The following is a 15780-nucleotide window of genomic DNA, read 5'->3' on the forward strand; positions in this document are numbered from 1 at the left end:
ATGTTCGGATAGTCCACTTGGGCCGTAATAATTCAGGAGCCGGGTCTTGATCAGTTTTCTTCGTGGAACCGTTGCCCACGTGGGGTTGTCCACCGCCGTCATCGACCTCAACGGCGCAGGCATGAGCGTCTTCGCGACTCCGCAGACCCTGAGCCACCTCAAAGTTGGAACCGAAGCCAAGCTCTTCACCTCCATGATCGTCAGGGAAGATTCGCTGACGTTGTTCGGTTTTGCTGGCGACGACGAACGGGAAGTCTTCGATGTCCTGCTCAGTGTCAGCGGGGTAGGGCCACGGCTGGCGCTGGCCGTCCTGGCCGTGCACGAGCCCGAAGCAATCCGGGTGGCAGCACACACCGGTGACGGCAAGGCTTTCACCAAGGTCCCGGGCATTGGGCCCAAGGTTGCCGGCCGGATTGTCCTGGAACTCGCCGGCAAGCTGGTACCGCATGGCACCGGCCCGGCAGCCAATGCTGCGGCGGTCGCCACCAATGCCGAGTGGAAGCCGCAGGTTGTCGCCGCAATGACCAGCCTGGGATGGTCCGAGAAGGACGCTACCGGAAGCATCGACAAGGCCATGGCGGATTCACCCGAACTGGTGGATGCAGGAAATGTTGCCCAGATTCTGCGCGCCACCCTTCGCTGGCTCGGCCAGGACGGCGCCCGTGCCGGCAACCGCGTAGGCAGCCGTGGCTGAGCAGTCACTCGTCGCCGGGGGAGAAGAGCCGGAAGAGCGGGTCATCGAGGCTGCGCTCCGCCCCAAGAACCTCCACGACTTCGTCGGCCAGCACCGCGTCCGCAAGCAACTCGCCCTCGTGCTGGAGGCTTCGCGCATGCGTGGCCGCAGCGCTGACCACGTGCTGATGTCGGGCCCTCCCGGGCTCGGCAAGACCACCCTGGCCATGATCATCGCCGCCGAGATGAACGCGCCACTGCGGATCAGCAGTGGCCCGGCCATCCAGCACGCCGGTGACCTCGCCGCCATCCTTTCTTCGTTGTCGGAAGGGGAGGTTCTGTTCCTCGACGAGATCCACAGGATGTCCCGGCCGGCCGAGGAAATGCTCTATATGGCGATGGAGGACTTCCGTGTGGACATCGTGGTGGGCAAGGGGGCAGGTGCTACCGCCATACCGCTGGAGCTGCCCCCGTTCACCTTGGTAGGGGCTACCACCCGGGCCGGCCTCTTGCCAGGACCGCTACGTGACCGCTTCGGCTTTACCGGGCATCTGGAGTTCTACTCGGTTGCTGAGCTGGAACTCGTTCTTCGACGCTCTGCCGGACTTCTGGACCTGAAGGTGAACTCGGCGGGGTTCACGGAAATTGCCGGCAGGTCCCGTGGCACTCCTCGTATCGCGAACCGCCTCCTTCGCCGCGTCCGTGACTGGGCCTTGGTTCACGGTATCGAGCAAATCGACGCCAGATCCGCCTCGGCGGCTTTGGATATGTATGAAGTGGATGCGCGGGGACTGGACCGCCTGGACCGTTCTGTGCTGGAAGCCCTGATCACCAAGTTCAATGGCGGTCCCGTGGGCCTGTCCACGTTGGCGATCGCCGTCGGGGAAGAACCGGAGACGGTGGAGACCGTGGCTGAGCCGTTCCTGGTGCGTGAAGGACTTCTGGGGCGCACGCCGCGTGGCCGCATCGCCATGGCATCAGCATGGACCCACCTCGGCTATGCCGTGCCAGCCGGAGTCTTCGGCCAGGAGACCCTGGCACTCTTCGACGAAGACGAAAACCACGCCGAAAGCGTAGATACCATCGGTTAACACGCCGTGTTCAGCTTTTCCCTCTAGACTGGTATGACGCTCGGCACGTTCGAGTCCTTGATCCATGCGCCCGCATCGCGGATACGCCAGGGACGTTGCCGTGAACCAAAACGTAAGTACAGAACGGAACTTCCCTGTGGATCCAATGACCATATTGCTGTTCGTCATGCTTGGACTCTTTGTCTTCATGATGTTCCGCCGCAACAAGAAGACCCAGCAGCAGCAGGCTGAGATGCAGTCCAAGTTCGCTCCGGGCGTCGACGTCATGACCAGCTTCGGTCTCTTTGGCCGCATCGTCTCCATCGACGAAGCCGAGAACAAGGTCGTCATCGAACTGTCCCCGGGTAACCAGGCCACGGTTCACCGCCAGGCCGTCACCAAGGTAGTCGAAACGCCGGCCGAAGAAGCCCCTGTTGTTCCGGATGACGCTTCTTCCTTGACAGTCGCGGGTACCGAAGCTCCTGCCGTCGTTGAGACGCCGGAAGAAACCATTGCGCGCCTCAACAAAGAGGACAAGAAGGACAACTAGGATCGTCAGTCGCGGCACCCCCGCGCAAGGCAACTTCTACGGCAGCGGAGAGCCGCCGGCAGACGCTTACCAGCGTCGGCCGGCGGCTGTCCGGCGATAACAGGAAGATCGATAATGGCACGGACCGGCCCCAAAAATTCAGCCCGCAGGGTGCTGACCTGGCTTGGAGCAATATTCGTTGTACTCACCGCTGTCCTGGCTGGCGGAGTTCTGACTGGCCACGCCAGTTGGGCCCCCAAGCTTGCCTTGGACCTCGAAGGCGGAACCCAGATGATCCTGGCACCCAGGGTAGAGGGATCCAGCGAGATCAATGAAGAGCAGCTCAACCAGGCAGTTGCCATCATCCGCCAGCGTGTTGATGGCTCCGGCGTTGCAGAAGCCGAGATCAGCACGCAGTCCGGCCGCAACGTGGTGGTCAGCCTCCCGGGGACACCGTCCAAGGAAACGCGTGACCTGATCCAGGCCTCAGCCGACATGAACTTCCGGCCGGTGATTGCTGCAGCTGACCCTGCCGCCATCCCGGTTGAATCCCGGACCCCCGATGACCAGTTGCCCAAGCCCACTGCGGAGCCTGCGAATGCCAGCGACATCAACTGGGTGACAGCGGACATCGTCAAGGAATTTGAGGCACTGGACTGCGTCAATCCATCCACTGAGAAGCGGGACCGTTCCGATCCGGCCAAACCCCTTGTCACCTGCGAGGCAGCAACTGCACAGACTCCCGCCGTCAAGTACATTCTTGGCCCGGTTGAAGTCAAGGGGCAGGATATCGCCTCGTCCTCCTACTCCCAGGTCCAGGGAGCACAGGGGTCGGTGACAAACTCCTGGGGCGTAAACATCGTCTTCAACGGTGAAGCAACCGCCAAGTTCAAGGCAGTCACCGAGCGCCTTAACCAGTTCTATGTGGCGGCGCAGGCGCAGGGAACCGACGATCCCAAGTCCCAGTTCGCCATCGTCCTGGACGACAAAGTCATTTCCGCGCCACGATCCCTTGCAGTTATCACCGACGGCAAGCCCCAGATCACCGGTAACTTTACCCAGGCGTCCGCCAAGGCCCTGTCCGATCAGCTTCGCTTTGGTGCGCTGCCCATCAGCTTCGAGATCCAGTCGCAGGAGCAGATCTCTGCAACGCTTGGTGGCGACCAGCTTCGCCTCGGTTTGTTGGCAGGCATCATCGGCCTGTTACTGGTTGTTGTCTACTCACTCTTCCAATACCGCGCCCTGGGTTTCGTTACCATCGCATCACTGGTAGTTGCCGGTGTCCTGACCTACCTCGCGATTGCCATCCTCGGATGGACGGAGAACTACCGTCTCTCGCTTGCCGGCGTGGCAGGCCTGATCGTGGCCATCGGCCAGACCGCGGACTCGTTCATCGTCTACTTCGAACGCATCCGTGATGAGCTGCGCGAGGGACGCGGACTGGTGTCCGCCGTCGAGAACGGCTGGAAGCGCGCAAAGCGCACTGTGCTGGCCTCCAAGGCGGTCAACCTTTTGGCGGCACTGGTCCTGTACTTTGTCGCAGTCGGCAACGTCCGCGGTTTCGCGTTCACCCTCGGCCTGACGGCCCTGGCCGACCTCCTGGTGGTGTTCATGTTCACTCACCCCATGCTCCAGGTGCTGGCCCGCACCAAGTTCTTCGGCGAAGGACACCGGTTCTCCGGCCTCTCGCCGGACCGTCTGGGCGCTATGCCCCTCTACCGGGGTGCAGGAAGGCTCCGGTCGCCCGAGGACAAGCCCACGCCGGTGCGTCCGCGTAACAGCGGTGCAGCCGCCGAAGCGGAACGACGCATGACCATCGCCGAACGGCGCCTCGCCGAGAAGGGCCAGCTGACTGGTTCCTCCAAGGCCACCAAGGAGGAGAAGTAATGACTACGAGCTTCGCAACCTTTGGCCATGAGCTCTACACGGGCAAACGCTCATACAACTTCGTCAATTCGAAGAAGATCTGGTTCATCATTGCGGCCGTTGCAGTGGCCCTCTCCATCCTGATTCCGGTTGCCAAGGGCGGCTTCAACCTGGGCATCGAGTTCCGTGGCGGCTCGGAATTCACGGTGTCCAACGTCAGCACCACGGACGCGAGCCTCGGCGAAAAGGCCGTGCACGACGTCGTCCCTGATGCCATCCCGCGGGTGGCCAACGTTGCCGGCAACACCATGCGGATCCAAACCGATCAGTTGACCGATGACGAAACCAACCGCATCAAGGACGGCCTGACCAGCGCTTACGGCGTGACCGAAAACGAAGTGACCTCCAACTTCGTGGGACCCACCTGGGGGCAGGATGTCACCAGGCAGGCACTCATCGGCCTGGTTGTCTTCGTTGCCTTGGCTGCCATCCTCATGGCCCTGTACTTCAGGACCTGGAAAATGTCGTTGTCTGCGTTGGTCGGCATGCTCGTCACCATGTTCACCACGGCGGGCGTTTACGCACTGAGCAACTTCGAAGTTACGCCGTCGGCCATTATTGGCTTCCTGACAGTCCTTAGCTACTCGCTGTACGACACCGTGGTGGTGTTCGACAAGATCCGCGAAAACACCTCGGACATTTCCACCTCCACCCGCCGCACGTTTGGTGAGGAGGTCAACCTGGCTGTCAACCAGACCCTGGTGCGCTCCATCAACACCATGATGGTGGCCGTGTTGCCGGTGGCAGCAATCCTCTTCATCGGTGCAGGACTCCTGGGCGCTGGCACCCTCCGCGACCTGTCGTTGGCTTTGTTCGTGGGCATCCTCATCGGTACGGCGGCCACGATCTTCATTGCCGCTCCGCTCTACGCCTGGTTGCGCCAAGGGGAGCCGGAGCTCGTGAAGCAAGCCAAGAAGGTAGCCCACCGCAGGGCTGAAGCCACCGTTTAGGGCTGTTTCAACGCCGTTGTTTGATCAGGAACCGGCACCCGCGCCAGTGCGGGTGCCGGTTCTTTGACTTGCCGGCCCGATCGTCATGTGCTGCCCAGTTGCAGAAGCATTCACTTGCGGGAATAGACTGGGAGAATTAAATCGGTTGTGAGGGGTACTTCTGTGGAAGAACGTGCGACGTCGGCACCACCGGCGGGCGGGGAAGACGGCCACAAGGCTGTGGCTGTTCCGGCAACGAGCGTGGCTGGACGGACATCGGGAACGGTTCCGGTCGATACCCCAGGCGTGCGTCCCACTTTCCCTGGGCGACGGGAGCGTACGCGTTCACGGTTGGCCCGCCTCACGGGCCGCGGCGTCGCTCCGTACTCACCGATCCTTGAGCCGCTGCTCCGGACTGTTCGGGCGAACAACCCCAAAGAAGACTTTGACTTGATCCAGCGGGCATTCGCCGTTGCCGAGCGAAGCCACCAAGGCCAAAAGCGCAAGAGCGGTGATCCCTACATCACCCACCCGGTGGCCGTCGCCACCATCCTGGCTGAGCTTGGCATGACGGGCACCACGTTGGCTGCAGCGTTGCTTCACGACACGGTGGAGGACACCCCGTACACCCTGGCCGACCTGACCCGCGATTTTGGCCCCGAGGTTGCCATGCTGGTGGATGGCGTGACCAAGCTGGACAAGGTCAGCTTTGGTGAAGCCGCGCAATCGGAAACAGTCCGCAAGATGGTTGTGGCCATGGCCAAGGACATCCGCGTCCTGATGATCAAGTTGGCCGACCGCTTGCACAATGCACGCACGTGGCGTTTCGTCTCGGCGGAGTCCTCCTCACGTAAAGCCCGCGAAACACTGGAAATCTTCGCGCCGCTGGCACACCGCCTGGGCATGAACACCATCAAATGGGAACTCGAAGACCTGTCCTTCGCCGCCCTGTACCCGAAGGTCTACGAGGAAATCGTCCGCATGGTGGGCGACCGTACACCGGAGCGCGAGAAGAGCCTCAGTGTCATCCGTAACCAGATAGCCGACGACCTGCGTACGGCGCGGATCAAAGCGACCATTACTGGCCGGCCCAAGCACTACTACTCCATTTACCAAAAGATGATCGTCCGGGACAAGGACTTCGACGACATCAACGACCTCATGGGCGTGCGCGTCCTGGTGGATTCGGTCCGGGACTGTTACGCAGCCCTGGGTACGCTGCATTCGCGATGGAACCCCCTTCCGGGACGGTTCAAGGACTACATCGCCATGCCCAAGTTCAACATGTACCAATCGCTGCACACCACGGTGATCGGTCCCGGCGGCAAGCCCGTGGAGATCCAGATCCGTACCCACGAAATGCACCGCCGGGCTGAGTACGGTGTAGCAGCGCACTGGAAGTACAAGGACCAGCCAAACCGGACAGCGCAGGGCCCCGGCAGCCCGCGCGACGGCGACATGGGTTGGCTGCGGTCCCTGGTGGACTGGCAGCAGGAAACATCCGATCCCGGCGAGTTCCTGGACTCCCTGCGGTATGAAATCAATGCACGCGAAGTGTTCGTCTTTACCCCCAAGGGTGAAGTCATGGCACTTCCAGCCGGTTCAACTCCGGTCGACTTCGCCTATGCCGTCCACACCGAAGTAGGGCACCGGACCATCGGCGCCCGCGTCAACGGCAAGCTGGTCCCGCTTAACAGTGAACTGAACCACGGCGACTGGGTGGAAATCTTCACCTCCAAAGCGGAAGGCGCCGGTCCCAGCCAGGACTGGCAGCACTTCGTCAAGTCTGCCCGGGCACGGAACAAGATCCGTCAGTGGTTCACCAAGGAACGCCGCGAAGAAGCGATCGACCGCGGCAAGGACATGCTGACGCGGGCCATGCGGAAGCAGAACCTTCCCCTGCAGCGCCTGATGACCCATGACGCCTTGTCAGCGGTGGCCGAAGACTTCCACTACGTCGACATTTCCGGGCTCTATGCCGGCGTCGGCGATGGGCATACCTCTGCCCAGTCAGTGATGGAAAAACTCGTCGAGCACCTGGGCGGCCATGAAACGCCGGATGAAGACCTCGACGAAGTCAGCATTCCCACGCAGGTTGCCAAATCCAAGTTCTCCGACTCCGGCGTCATCGTCCGCGGCGTGGGTGACGTCTGGGTCAAGCTTGCCCGATGCTGTACCCCCGTGCCGCCGGACCCCATCCTTGGTTTCGTCACCCGCGGATCGGGAGTCTCTGTGCACAGGACCGACTGCACCAACGTCTCCGGGCTGCGCGACCAGCCGGACAGAATCGTTGACGTGGAATGGGCTCCTACCCAGTCGAGTGTCTTCCTGGTGGAGATCCAGGTGGAGGCCCTGGACCGCAAGTCCCTGTTGTCCGACGTGACCCGTATTTTGTCCGAGAACCACGTCAACATCCTCGCGGCTTCCGTCCACACATCCAGCGACAGGGTGGCGATCTCGAAGTTCGCGTTCGAGATGGGCGATCCCAAGTACCTGCACCACGTTCTGAATGCCGTCCGCCGCATCGATGGCGTCTTTGACGTCTACCGAACCACCGGTAACAGGCGCCGCAGCTAGTCAGGCACCACCTGTCCCTGCGTCGGCTGGCCGCACAGGGTCGGCCAGCAGGGCCAGGGTGGCCAACGCACGCCGCTTGTGCGGTACCCGGGGCGCCGCCTCCACGGCCAAGGTGAGGAGCCGGAGTCTTATGCCCAGGTCCTCTTTGTCCAGGAGGCGCCGCAGGGTAGGCAGGGCGCGGTCGCTTTCGACGTGCAAAGCGATGTCTGCCGCGGTGCGGAGTGGGCTGCTCACCAACATCCCGCCCAGGCTCACGACGTCCATCTGACCGAGCCGGACCTCGTGGAGGCTGCAGGGCGTGCTGCCGCGCAGGCTCGAAATGCGGTGCTTTGCATCAACCAGGAGTGACAGGTGATCGGGCGGGTTGGCGCAGCCGTAGATCCACGCGGCAGTGAGCCGTCCGGCGACCACCTTGGTTCGGATCCGTTCCGGGACGGTGAGGGCTGCTGCGCGGGCCCTGAGGCGATGGGTGACTGCGATGCCCGGTGAGGCATAACTCTTCCCGTACAGCGGCAGCAGGATGCCATCAAAGGCCATGCACTGGAGTTCATTCCAGCTAAAGATGCGGTTGGGGGAGTAGAGCTCCGGAATGACCGGTTCCGAAATGGGCGGGGCGGCGACATCGGGATCCATTCATCGATCATTCCGCGCGGCCGGTCAACGAGTACAGGCTCCGCTCCGGTTATGTGGATAACCGGAACGGAGCCTGTTGGTACTGCAGATTCCAGAAGCTGCTAGGCGAGGTCGCTGGCTGAGCGCTGGATCTGGTCCAGCCATGCCTGACGGGCTTCCAGGGCTTCGCGGGCAGCCTTGATGCGCCGCTGGTCGCCTGCCTTCTCCGCTTTCTCAAGGTCATCCTTGAGACCTGCGATGGCGGTTTCGAGCTGCGAAAGGGCGCTGTTGGTCCGTGCCTTGGTCTCCGGGTTGCTCCGGCGCCACTTCTCTTCTTCGGCTTCCTTGACGGCGTCTTCAACCTTGCGGAGGCCGGCCTCGATGCGACCCATGTCTCCGCGCGGGACCTTGCCTGCTTCTTCCCAGCGGTCCCGGATGGACTGCAGGGCCTTCTTGGCTGCGTTGAGGTCATTGATGGGCAACAGGGCCTGTGCCTCGGCTACCAGTTGCTCCTTGACCACAAGGTTGGCGCTGTATTCCTGGTCGATCTGGTCGTTGGCGGCCTGGCGGTTGCTGAAGAAGACGTCCTGTGCCGCGCGGAAACGGCCCCACAGGGCGTCGTCGTCCTTGCGGCTGGCGCGGGGCGTCGCCTTCCATTGGTCCATCAGCCTGCGGTATTCGCCGGCTGCGAAGCCCCAGTCGGTGGACGACGAGAGTGCTTCGGCCTCGGCGATCAACGCTTCCTTGGCAGACTTGGCCGCGGAATTGTTGCTGTCCAGCTGCGAGAAGTAGGCGCGGCGGTGACGGTCGAACACCGTGCGTGCCGAACGGAACCGCTTCCACAAAGCATCTTCGTTGCTTCGGCCCAGTCGAACGCCGCTCTTCTGCGCCGCCTTCCAGGTTTCGAACAACTCGTTCATTCGGGCGCTGGAGGTCTTCCACTGGATTTGGGCGGGATCCTGCCCGGCAATGGACTCTGCTTCGGCCACGATCGCTTCGCGTGCTGCGAGTTCGTTGGCGCGTACGGCGTCGTGGGCAGCCTTCTCGGACTTTTCGAGCTCCACGATCTGGGTGGAGAGGGCGTCCAGGCGTGCTTCAGCGGAACGGATATCGCCCACCATGTTGCGCTCCGCGAGTTGCTCACGGAGATGGGTGACGGTCTTCTGCATGTCCGTGGCCGGAGCCTTGGATTCAACACGGTGTTCCAGCAGGACAACCTGGGCGATGATGTCGTCGAACTTCCTGGCAAAGTAGCCCAGGGCTTCGTCGGGAGTGACGCCCGGGTACTGGCCAACAGCAAGTTCCTCGCCATCCAGCGTCAGGAATACGTGGCCATCACCTTCAGCACGGCCCCATTTGGCTGCCTCGGCGAGCGACGCGGCAGATACCGCAGGGGCGGCAGGAACGACGGCGGCGGGAGCCTTGGGCCGGGCTGCGAACGCCGCCGGGGATGGAGCTGCGGACGGTGCCGGGCGGGGTGCGGCCGGCGTTGCCGGCTCCTCAACAGGCGCGGGTTCTTGTGCCGGTGCTGGTTCCTGTGCAGGTTCGGGCGCGACGGGAGTTTCGGCATTGCCTGGGCTGTTGGCCTCGACTGCCTCTTCGCTGGCCACTACTGCTGTTTCGTCGGATTTCTGACTGTCTGTCACCGCTAAAAGTCTTTCGCTTGGAGGGACTGCTAAGGTAATGCACCCCGGGCCGGGGCCTGGAGCTGGTTACTTCAGAGAAAACGAGTCTATCGTGACAGGTGCCACAGGGGCGCCGTCGCTGGTACTTTCACCGGTTTTGAGGCCGGCGGCAGCAACGGCGGTCACCACGTCCAGGCCGCTGGTTACCTTGCCCACCACGGTGTATCCGCCGGCTGTATCGGCCGGAATCGTGGTGTCCTTGTAAACGATGAAGAACTGGTGCCCGTTACCGTATGCGTCATTCCCGGTGCGGGCAACGGCTATGGTTCCCGCCGGGTACTTGTTGTCGGTGGGCGTGTTTTCCAACGGACCCCACCGGTATCCGGGGTCGTCCGCTCCGTCGTCGGAGGCGGCGCCGCACTGCAGGAGACCGAACGTTTCTCCGGTCGTCAGCCGGTGGCAGGTCTTCCCGTTGTAGTAACCGGCGTCGGCCAGCGACTTGAAGACCGCGGCGGCCTGAGGGGCCGCGGTGCCGTTCAGCTCGACGCCCAGCACACCGCCGTTCAGCGAGAGCTCACCGGCGAACGACTTTCCTGCGGCCGTGTCCGGGCTTGGAATATCAGGGCTATTGGAGGCTGCCGGCGAGGCAGAGGGTGAACTCAGTCCGGCTTCCGCGGCGGCAAACTCAGCCTCCGTAGGATTCGAACTGAAGACCGTCAATTGCAGCACGACGGCGAGGACCACTGCCGCCGCCCCGGCACCGATGGCGATGGTGTTGTCGCGTTTACGCCGCTTGCCCTGTTCCTGCCGCAGGGCACGCTTGGCTTCCATCTGCCTGATGCGCCGTTTCGCTTCGCGGTCATCCCGCGACCTTGTTGCCAAGAGTCCTCCTGATTGTGTCCACGTTCCGAGGCTGCCGACAGGAACCGGGCATGCTGCATTAGATGTGCACGCGCGGAAAGCATAAACTGGCTGCCGCACATAGTTTATGCATGACCGGCTGGACGCCCGCCCTGTAAACGCCGAACGGGCGTTTAAAGCTGCGGTGCCAGGGCCAGCGTCAGCTTTCTTCGAGGAGACATTTCAACCATGGCACGTACCGCCTCCCTGTCCGGATTCCCCGAGTGGCTTCCCCAGGAGCGGTTGGTGGAGCTCCATGTGCTGGATACGCTTCGCAAGACGTTCGAGTTGCACGGGTTCTCTTCCATCGAAACACGGGCGGTTGAAACCGTGGGGCAGCTTCTCCGCAAGGGCGAGATCGACAAAGAGGTTTACGGGCTGAGCCGTCTCCAGGACGACGAGGGCGACCCTGCGAAGCAGAACCCGGCCGACAAGGCTGACCCCAATGCCTTGGCCCTGCACTTCGACCTCACTGTTCCATTTGCCCGCTACGTGGTGGAAAACGCCGGTTACCTGGCATTTCCGTTCCGCCGTTACCAGATCCAGAAGGTGTGGCGCGGCGAGAGGCCGCAGGAAGGCCGTGCCCGCGAGTTCACCCAGGCGGACATCGACGTGGTGGGCGATGGCGAGCTTCCGTTCCGCTACGACGTTGAGATCGCCCTGGTCATTGCCGAGGCCCTCAGTGCCCTGCCGATTCCTGACTTCCGGCTCCGCATCAACAACCGGAAGCTGGCCGAAGGCTTCTACCGCGGGATCGGCCTCTCGGACACTGCCGGGGTCCTGCGCAGCATCGACAAGCTGGAGAAAATTGGCGCCGGTAGGGTCGCCGAACTGTTGAAGAGCGAGCTCGGCGCGACGGAAGAGCAAGCCGGCCTTGCCCTCAAGCTGGCTGGAATCCGCACCGAAGACACCTCGTTCGTCCAGCAGGTACGCGCCCTTGGCGTCAGTGACGAGCTTCTTGAAGAGGGCCTTAACGAATTGGAGCAGGTCATCGAGGCAGTCGTCCAGCGTGCTCCGGGCAAGGTGGTCGCCGACCTGAGTATCGCCCGTGGCTTGGACTACTACACCGGAACCGTCGTCGAAACCGTCCTGGTGGGCCACGAACAGCTTGGTTCCATTTGCTCCGGTGGCCGCTACGACGCCCTTGCCAGCAAGGGCAACCGCAAGTTCCCCGGCGTCGGCCTTTCCATCGGCGTCACCCGACTCGTTTCGCGCATCCTCAGCCAGGAACTGGCCACTGCTTCGCGATCGGTGCCGACCGCGGTACTCGTCGCCCTCACCACGGACGACAGCTGGTCTGCGGCGCAGGATATCGCCGCCCAACTGCGGGGGAGGGGCATCGCCACCGAGGTTGCGGCCAAGGCTGAGAAGTTCGGCAAGCAGATTAAGTTCGCTGACCGCCGTGGCATCCCCTTCGTGTGGTTTACCGACGACGACGGCAAGCACCAGGTCAAGGACATCCGCACGGGCGAGCAGGTGGATGCCGACCCCGCGGTGTGGACACCCTCGGAAGAGGACCTGTACGTCCGCGTGACCACTGCCTGATACCTCCATCGCTTGTTCCGCCGTTGGGCGGGAGCCGCGGCCGGGGCGGGTAAACTCGGACGGGACCGCCTTTGCTGTGGTCCACATAAATTTCATGCTGAAAGGAATGCTGTGCTGCGCACACATGACCTCGGATCTCTTCGCTCCGAGCACATTGGACAAACCGTTACCCTGGCCGGCTGGGTGGGCCGCCGCCGTGATCACGGTGGCGTTGCATTCGTCGACCTGCGTGACGCCTCCGGTGTCGCCCAGGTGGTTGTCCGTGAGGAAGAGGTCTTCCATGGCCTGCGGAACGAGTACGTCCTGCAGGTGACGGGTACTGTCAATAAGCGTCCCGAAGGCAACGAAAACCCGGCCCTGGCGACCGGCGAGATCGAGGTTATTGCCGATAAGGTAGTCATCCTCAACACCTCCGAGCCGCTTCCGTTCCAGATCGACGAACACGTTGAAGTGGGCGAGGAAGCACGGCTTAAGCACCGCTACCTGGACCTCCGCCGTCCCGGCCCCGCCCGCAACATGCGCCTGCGTTCGGAGGCAAACCGGGTGGCCCGCGAGCTGCTGCACCAGCGTGGCTACGTTGAAATCGAAACTCCCACGCTGACGCGTTCGACGCCGGAGGGCGCCCGCGACTTCGTTGTACCGGCACGTCTGGCGCCGGGTTCCTGGTACGCACTGCCGCAGTCGCCGCAGCTTTTCAAGCAGCTCCTGCAGGTAGGCGGCTTTGAGAAGTACTACCAGATTGCCCGCTGCTACCGTGACGAAGACTTCCGCGCGGACCGGCAGCCGGAATTCACGCAGTTGGACATCGAAGCCAGCTTCGTTGACCAGGACGACGTGATCGAGCTCGGCGAAGCAATCGTCAAAGCCCTCTGGCAGTTGATCGACGTTGAGATCCCTACCCCGATCCGCCGCATGACGTATCTGGATGCCATGGCCAAGTACGGCTCCGACAAGCCGGACCTGCGTTTCGGCGTGGAACTGACAGAGCTCACCGAGTTCTTCAAGGACACCAACTTCGGCGTCTTCAAGGCACCGTATGTCGGCGCCGTGGTCATGCCCGGCGGCGCTTCCCAGCCCCGCCGTACCCTGGACGGCTGGCAGGAATTCGCCAAGCAGCGCGGGCACAAGGGCCTGGCCTACGTTCTCTTCAAGGAGGATGGTGAGCTCGCCGGCCCCGTGGCCAAGAACCTCACGGAAGAAGAGCGTGCCGGCCTGGCCGATGCTGTTGGCGCCAAGCCCGGTGACTGCATCTTCTTCGCGGCCGGCGAAAAGTCGGCTGCCCGCGCCCTGCTCGGTGCTGCCCGCGTTGAAATCGGCCACCGTACCGGTCTGATCGACCCCAAGGACTGGGCGTTTGTGTGGATCGTGGACGCCCCCATGTTCGAGCCCGCCGCCGCGGCTGTCGCTTCCGGCGACGTAGCTGTCGGTGGAGGCCAGTGGACGGCCGTGCACCACGCGTTCACCTCGCCCAAGCCTGAGTTCCTGGACACGTTCGATAAGGATCCCGAGAACGCACTCTCCTACGCCTACGACATCGTCTGCAACGGCAACGAAATCGGTGGCGGTTCCATCCGTATCCACGAGCGCGAAGTCCAGGAACGTGTCTTCCAGCTCATGGGCCTGGACAAGGAAGACGCTGAAACCAAGTTCGGCTTCCTGCTGGAGGGCTTCAAGTACGGCGCACCTCCGCACGGCGGGATGGCCCTGGGCTGGGACCGTGTTGTCGCCTTGCTTGCCGGCGTGGAGTCCATCCGCGACGTTATTGCGTTCCCGAAGTCTGGCAACGGCTACGACCCCCTGACTGCGGCACCTGCACCGATCACGGCGCAGCAGCGCAAAGAGGCCGGCGTCGACTTCAAGCCCGAGGCCAAGCCCGCGGCCAAGCCGGAAACGAAGTCCGAGTAACTACGTGACCAAGAGGCTCCCCACTCCGGTGGGGGGCCTTTTGCGTTCCAGCCACAGAAGGATCCCCTCATGATTCAGCAAGCACTCCTGGAAACACTCATGGACAAGGCCTGGCCGGCGCTCGAACGCGAAGTTCTTGAACAGGACGGTGCGGGGGAGTGGGTGCTCCGTGCTTCAGGCGGCGTCACCCAGCGGGCGAACTCCGTGTGGCCCGGCGCTACGTCCGGGGTGTCAACCACGGACCGCGCCCTCGAGAGGCTGGTCCGCTCCGCTTCCGACTGGTACCGGCACCGACGGCTTCCGCTGATATTCCAGGTGTTCGATGATGCCCGCAACGCTGCCCTCAATGACGTCCTGGACCGGCAGCGGTTCACACGGCAGTCCGAAACGAAGATCATGGTCCGGGGCGTGGACGGTGTGCCGTCCGGTTCAGCGAACGTGGAAATCCTGGACCACCCCACCGATGAATGGCTGCGCTTGTGGTGGGCCGTCGACGGCCGGGGCGGTGATGCCGAACTGTCCGTGGCGCACAAGATCCTTACCGGCTGCCCGTCGCTGTACGCCTTGGTGAGGGACGACGACGGCGCCCCCGCCGCCGTCGGACGTCTCGCCTTGGTGGACGGTTGGGGCGGCATTTACAGCATGGCGACGTCGGCTCCGCACCGCAGGCGCGGTCACGGCGCCACGGTACTGGCCGCGCTGGTGAAGGCCGGCGCGGCCTTGGATCTCAAGGGGTTCTGGCTCTTGGTTACTGCCGCCAACCATGGCGCGCAATCCCTGTACACGCAGTCAGGGTTTACCGACTACGGCAGCTACCTCTACCGGCAGGCTCCCCTGAAGCGGCAACCCAGCGGCTGCTAACCTTCAGGTTCCGTTACGGTGATCCGCAACGAACAGGCCTCTGCTGCCGCGTGGGGCAAGGTGGCGCTCCTGACCTCCTGGACACCAAGGAACGCAAGGCGCGTGCGGCCCGTGAAGGCTTTCACCGCCGGCTGCGCAAGGACCTGCTCCACCAGCGTCCTGTCGCCGCCGGACACGATGTATTCGATGCGATGTCCGGCAAAGATCCTGGCCGCGTGTTCCGCTGTGGTTTTGGCGTCGATGAAGCGGTTGCCGCTCTTCGAAGCGAGGATCGTGGTTCCGGTGGCCGAGGCCAGGGCATAGCCGCCGCGGCGTACCAGCACAATGCCGAGGCCGCGTTCCTGGGCGGCCAAAGAGGCGAGCCGTTCGAGCCCAGTCGCTCCGCGGCCCGGACGTCCATCGGCCGGCCACGGTGATTTCAGCAGTGCGGTGGTGCCGTCGGCCGCCCGCAGGAGCAGGCCGCCGTCGTCGAGGTCTTCCACTACCGGACCATGACTGGCAGTGAACCGGTCCACCCAACCGTGCAGCCTCCCGGCGGGCACTACGGCAGTCCGGCTGGCCTGCCGGCGCGGGGAAGATGCTGGTCGGTCCACGGTCGATGCCTCCTTTGCTGGAACTATGAGTAGCCT

The 15780-nt window shown here is 63.2% G+C and carries 13 protein-coding genes; 9 read left to right on the plus strand and 4 right to left on the minus strand.

Annotation, left to right across the window (positions count from 1 at the left end; all coding sequences use genetic code 11):
* Window positions 1-46: 46 nt before the first annotated feature.
* The 6 genes from ruvA (at window position 47) to QF015_RS00665 (ending at window position 7703) form a co-directional block, all read left to right on the plus strand.
* A complete protein-coding gene (ruvA, locus tag QF015_RS00640; protein ID WP_429386209.1) occupies window positions 47-694 on the plus strand; it encodes a Holliday junction branch migration protein RuvA in 648 nt (215 codons plus the stop codon).
* Entirely contained in the window at window positions 687-1763 is a 1077-nt protein-coding gene (ruvB, locus tag QF015_RS00645) for a Holliday junction branch migration DNA helicase RuvB (RefSeq protein ID WP_310204386.1), read from the plus strand. Before ruvA ends, ruvB begins: the two co-directional genes overlap by 8 nt.
* A 145-nt stretch (window positions 1764-1908) precedes the next feature.
* The gene (yajC, locus tag QF015_RS00650) at window positions 1909-2292 is read left to right on the plus strand and encodes a preprotein translocase subunit YajC (RefSeq protein WP_310204389.1); all 384 of its coding nucleotides are present in this window, start codon (window positions 1909-1911) and stop codon (window positions 2290-2292) included.
* Window positions 2293-2406: 114 nt separating this feature from the next.
* On the plus strand, window positions 2407-4158 hold the full coding sequence (secD, locus tag QF015_RS00655) for a protein translocase subunit SecD (RefSeq protein WP_429386212.1): 1752 nt from the start codon (window positions 2407-2409) through the stop codon (window positions 4156-4158).
* On the plus strand, window positions 4158-5147 hold the full coding sequence (gene secF / locus QF015_RS00660) for a protein translocase subunit SecF (RefSeq protein WP_310204394.1): 990 nt from the start codon (window positions 4158-4160) through the stop codon (window positions 5145-5147). The genes secD and secF overlap by 1 nt, the downstream gene beginning before the upstream one ends.
* 162 nt (window positions 5148-5309) lie before the next feature.
* Window positions 5310-7703: a RelA/SpoT family protein gene (locus QF015_RS00665; protein WP_310204396.1), complete on the plus strand. Its 2394-nt coding sequence runs from the start codon at window positions 5310-5312 to the stop codon at window positions 7701-7703.
* On the opposite strand, the gene QF015_RS00670 is transcribed toward QF015_RS00665, so the two are convergent.
* The 3 genes from QF015_RS00670 to QF015_RS00680 all read right to left on the minus strand — a co-directional run bounded on the left by QF015_RS00670 (window position 7704) and on the right by QF015_RS00680 (window position 10822).
* Window positions 7704-8336 (minus strand): hypothetical protein, encoded by a 633-nt coding sequence (locus QF015_RS00670; RefSeq protein WP_310204399.1) that lies wholly within the window; start codon window positions 8334-8336, stop codon window positions 7704-7706.
* A 101-nt stretch (window positions 8337-8437) separates the two neighbouring features.
* On the minus strand, window positions 8438-9961 hold the full coding sequence (locus QF015_RS00675) for a DUF349 domain-containing protein (protein ID WP_310204402.1): 1524 nt from the start codon (window positions 9959-9961) through the stop codon (window positions 8438-8440).
* Between the two features lie 66 nt (window positions 9962-10027).
* Window positions 10028-10822 carry a peptidylprolyl isomerase gene (locus QF015_RS00680; protein ID WP_310204405.1) on the minus strand — a complete coding sequence of 265 codons (795 nt, stop codon included), beginning with the start codon at window positions 10820-10822 and terminating at the stop codon, window positions 10028-10030.
* Between the two features lie 207 nt (window positions 10823-11029).
* Here QF015_RS00680 and hisS point away from each other — a divergent pair, with 207 nt between their 5' ends.
* The 3 genes from hisS (at window position 11030) to QF015_RS00695 (ending at window position 15151) form a co-directional block, all read left to right on the plus strand.
* Window positions 11030-12385 (plus strand): histidine--tRNA ligase, encoded by a 1356-nt coding sequence (gene hisS / locus QF015_RS00685; RefSeq protein WP_429386215.1) that lies wholly within the window; start codon window positions 11030-11032, stop codon window positions 12383-12385.
* 111 nt (window positions 12386-12496) lie between these two features.
* Window positions 12497-14290: an aspartate--tRNA ligase gene (aspS, locus tag QF015_RS00690; RefSeq protein ID WP_310204412.1), complete on the plus strand. Its 1794-nt coding sequence runs from the start codon at window positions 12497-12499 to the stop codon at window positions 14288-14290.
* A 69-nt stretch (window positions 14291-14359) separates the two neighbouring features.
* Window positions 14360-15151: a GNAT family N-acetyltransferase gene (locus QF015_RS00695; protein ID WP_429386217.1), complete on the plus strand. Its 792-nt coding sequence runs from the start codon at window positions 14360-14362 to the stop codon at window positions 15149-15151.
* Here QF015_RS00695 and QF015_RS00700 read toward each other — a convergent pair.
* Window positions 15148-15744: a Vms1/Ankzf1 family peptidyl-tRNA hydrolase gene (locus QF015_RS00700; protein WP_429386218.1), complete on the minus strand. Its 597-nt coding sequence runs from the start codon at window positions 15742-15744 to the stop codon at window positions 15148-15150. The genes QF015_RS00695 and QF015_RS00700 overlap by 4 nt on opposite strands.
* Window positions 15745-15780: the final 36 nt, after the last annotated feature.

This window comes from Paenarthrobacter sp. TE4293 (genome assembly GCF_050435325.1).
GTDB lineage: Bacteria > Actinomycetota > Actinomycetes > Actinomycetales > Micrococcaceae > Arthrobacter > Arthrobacter nitroguajacolicus_C.

Coding starts and splice junctions, on each gene's coding strand:
- hisS (WP_429386215.1), top strand. CDS start 11,030: ATGGCACGTACCGCCTCCCTGTCCGGATTCCCCGAGTGGCTTCCCCAG.
- QF015_RS00695 (WP_429386217.1), top strand. CDS start 14,360: ATGATTCAGCAAGCACTCCTGGAAACACTCATGGACAAGGCCTGGCCG.
- secD (WP_429386212.1), top strand. CDS start 2,407: ATGGCACGGACCGGCCCCAAAAATTCAGCCCGCAGGGTGCTGACCTGG.
- secF (WP_310204394.1), top strand. CDS start 4,158: ATGACTACGAGCTTCGCAACCTTTGGCCATGAGCTCTACACGGGCAAA.
- yajC (WP_310204389.1), top strand. CDS start 1,909: ATGACCATATTGCTGTTCGTCATGCTTGGACTCTTTGTCTTCATGATG.
- QF015_RS00670 (WP_310204399.1), bottom strand. CDS start 8,336: ATGGATCCCGATGTCGCCGCCCCGCCCATTTCGGAACCGGTCATTCCG.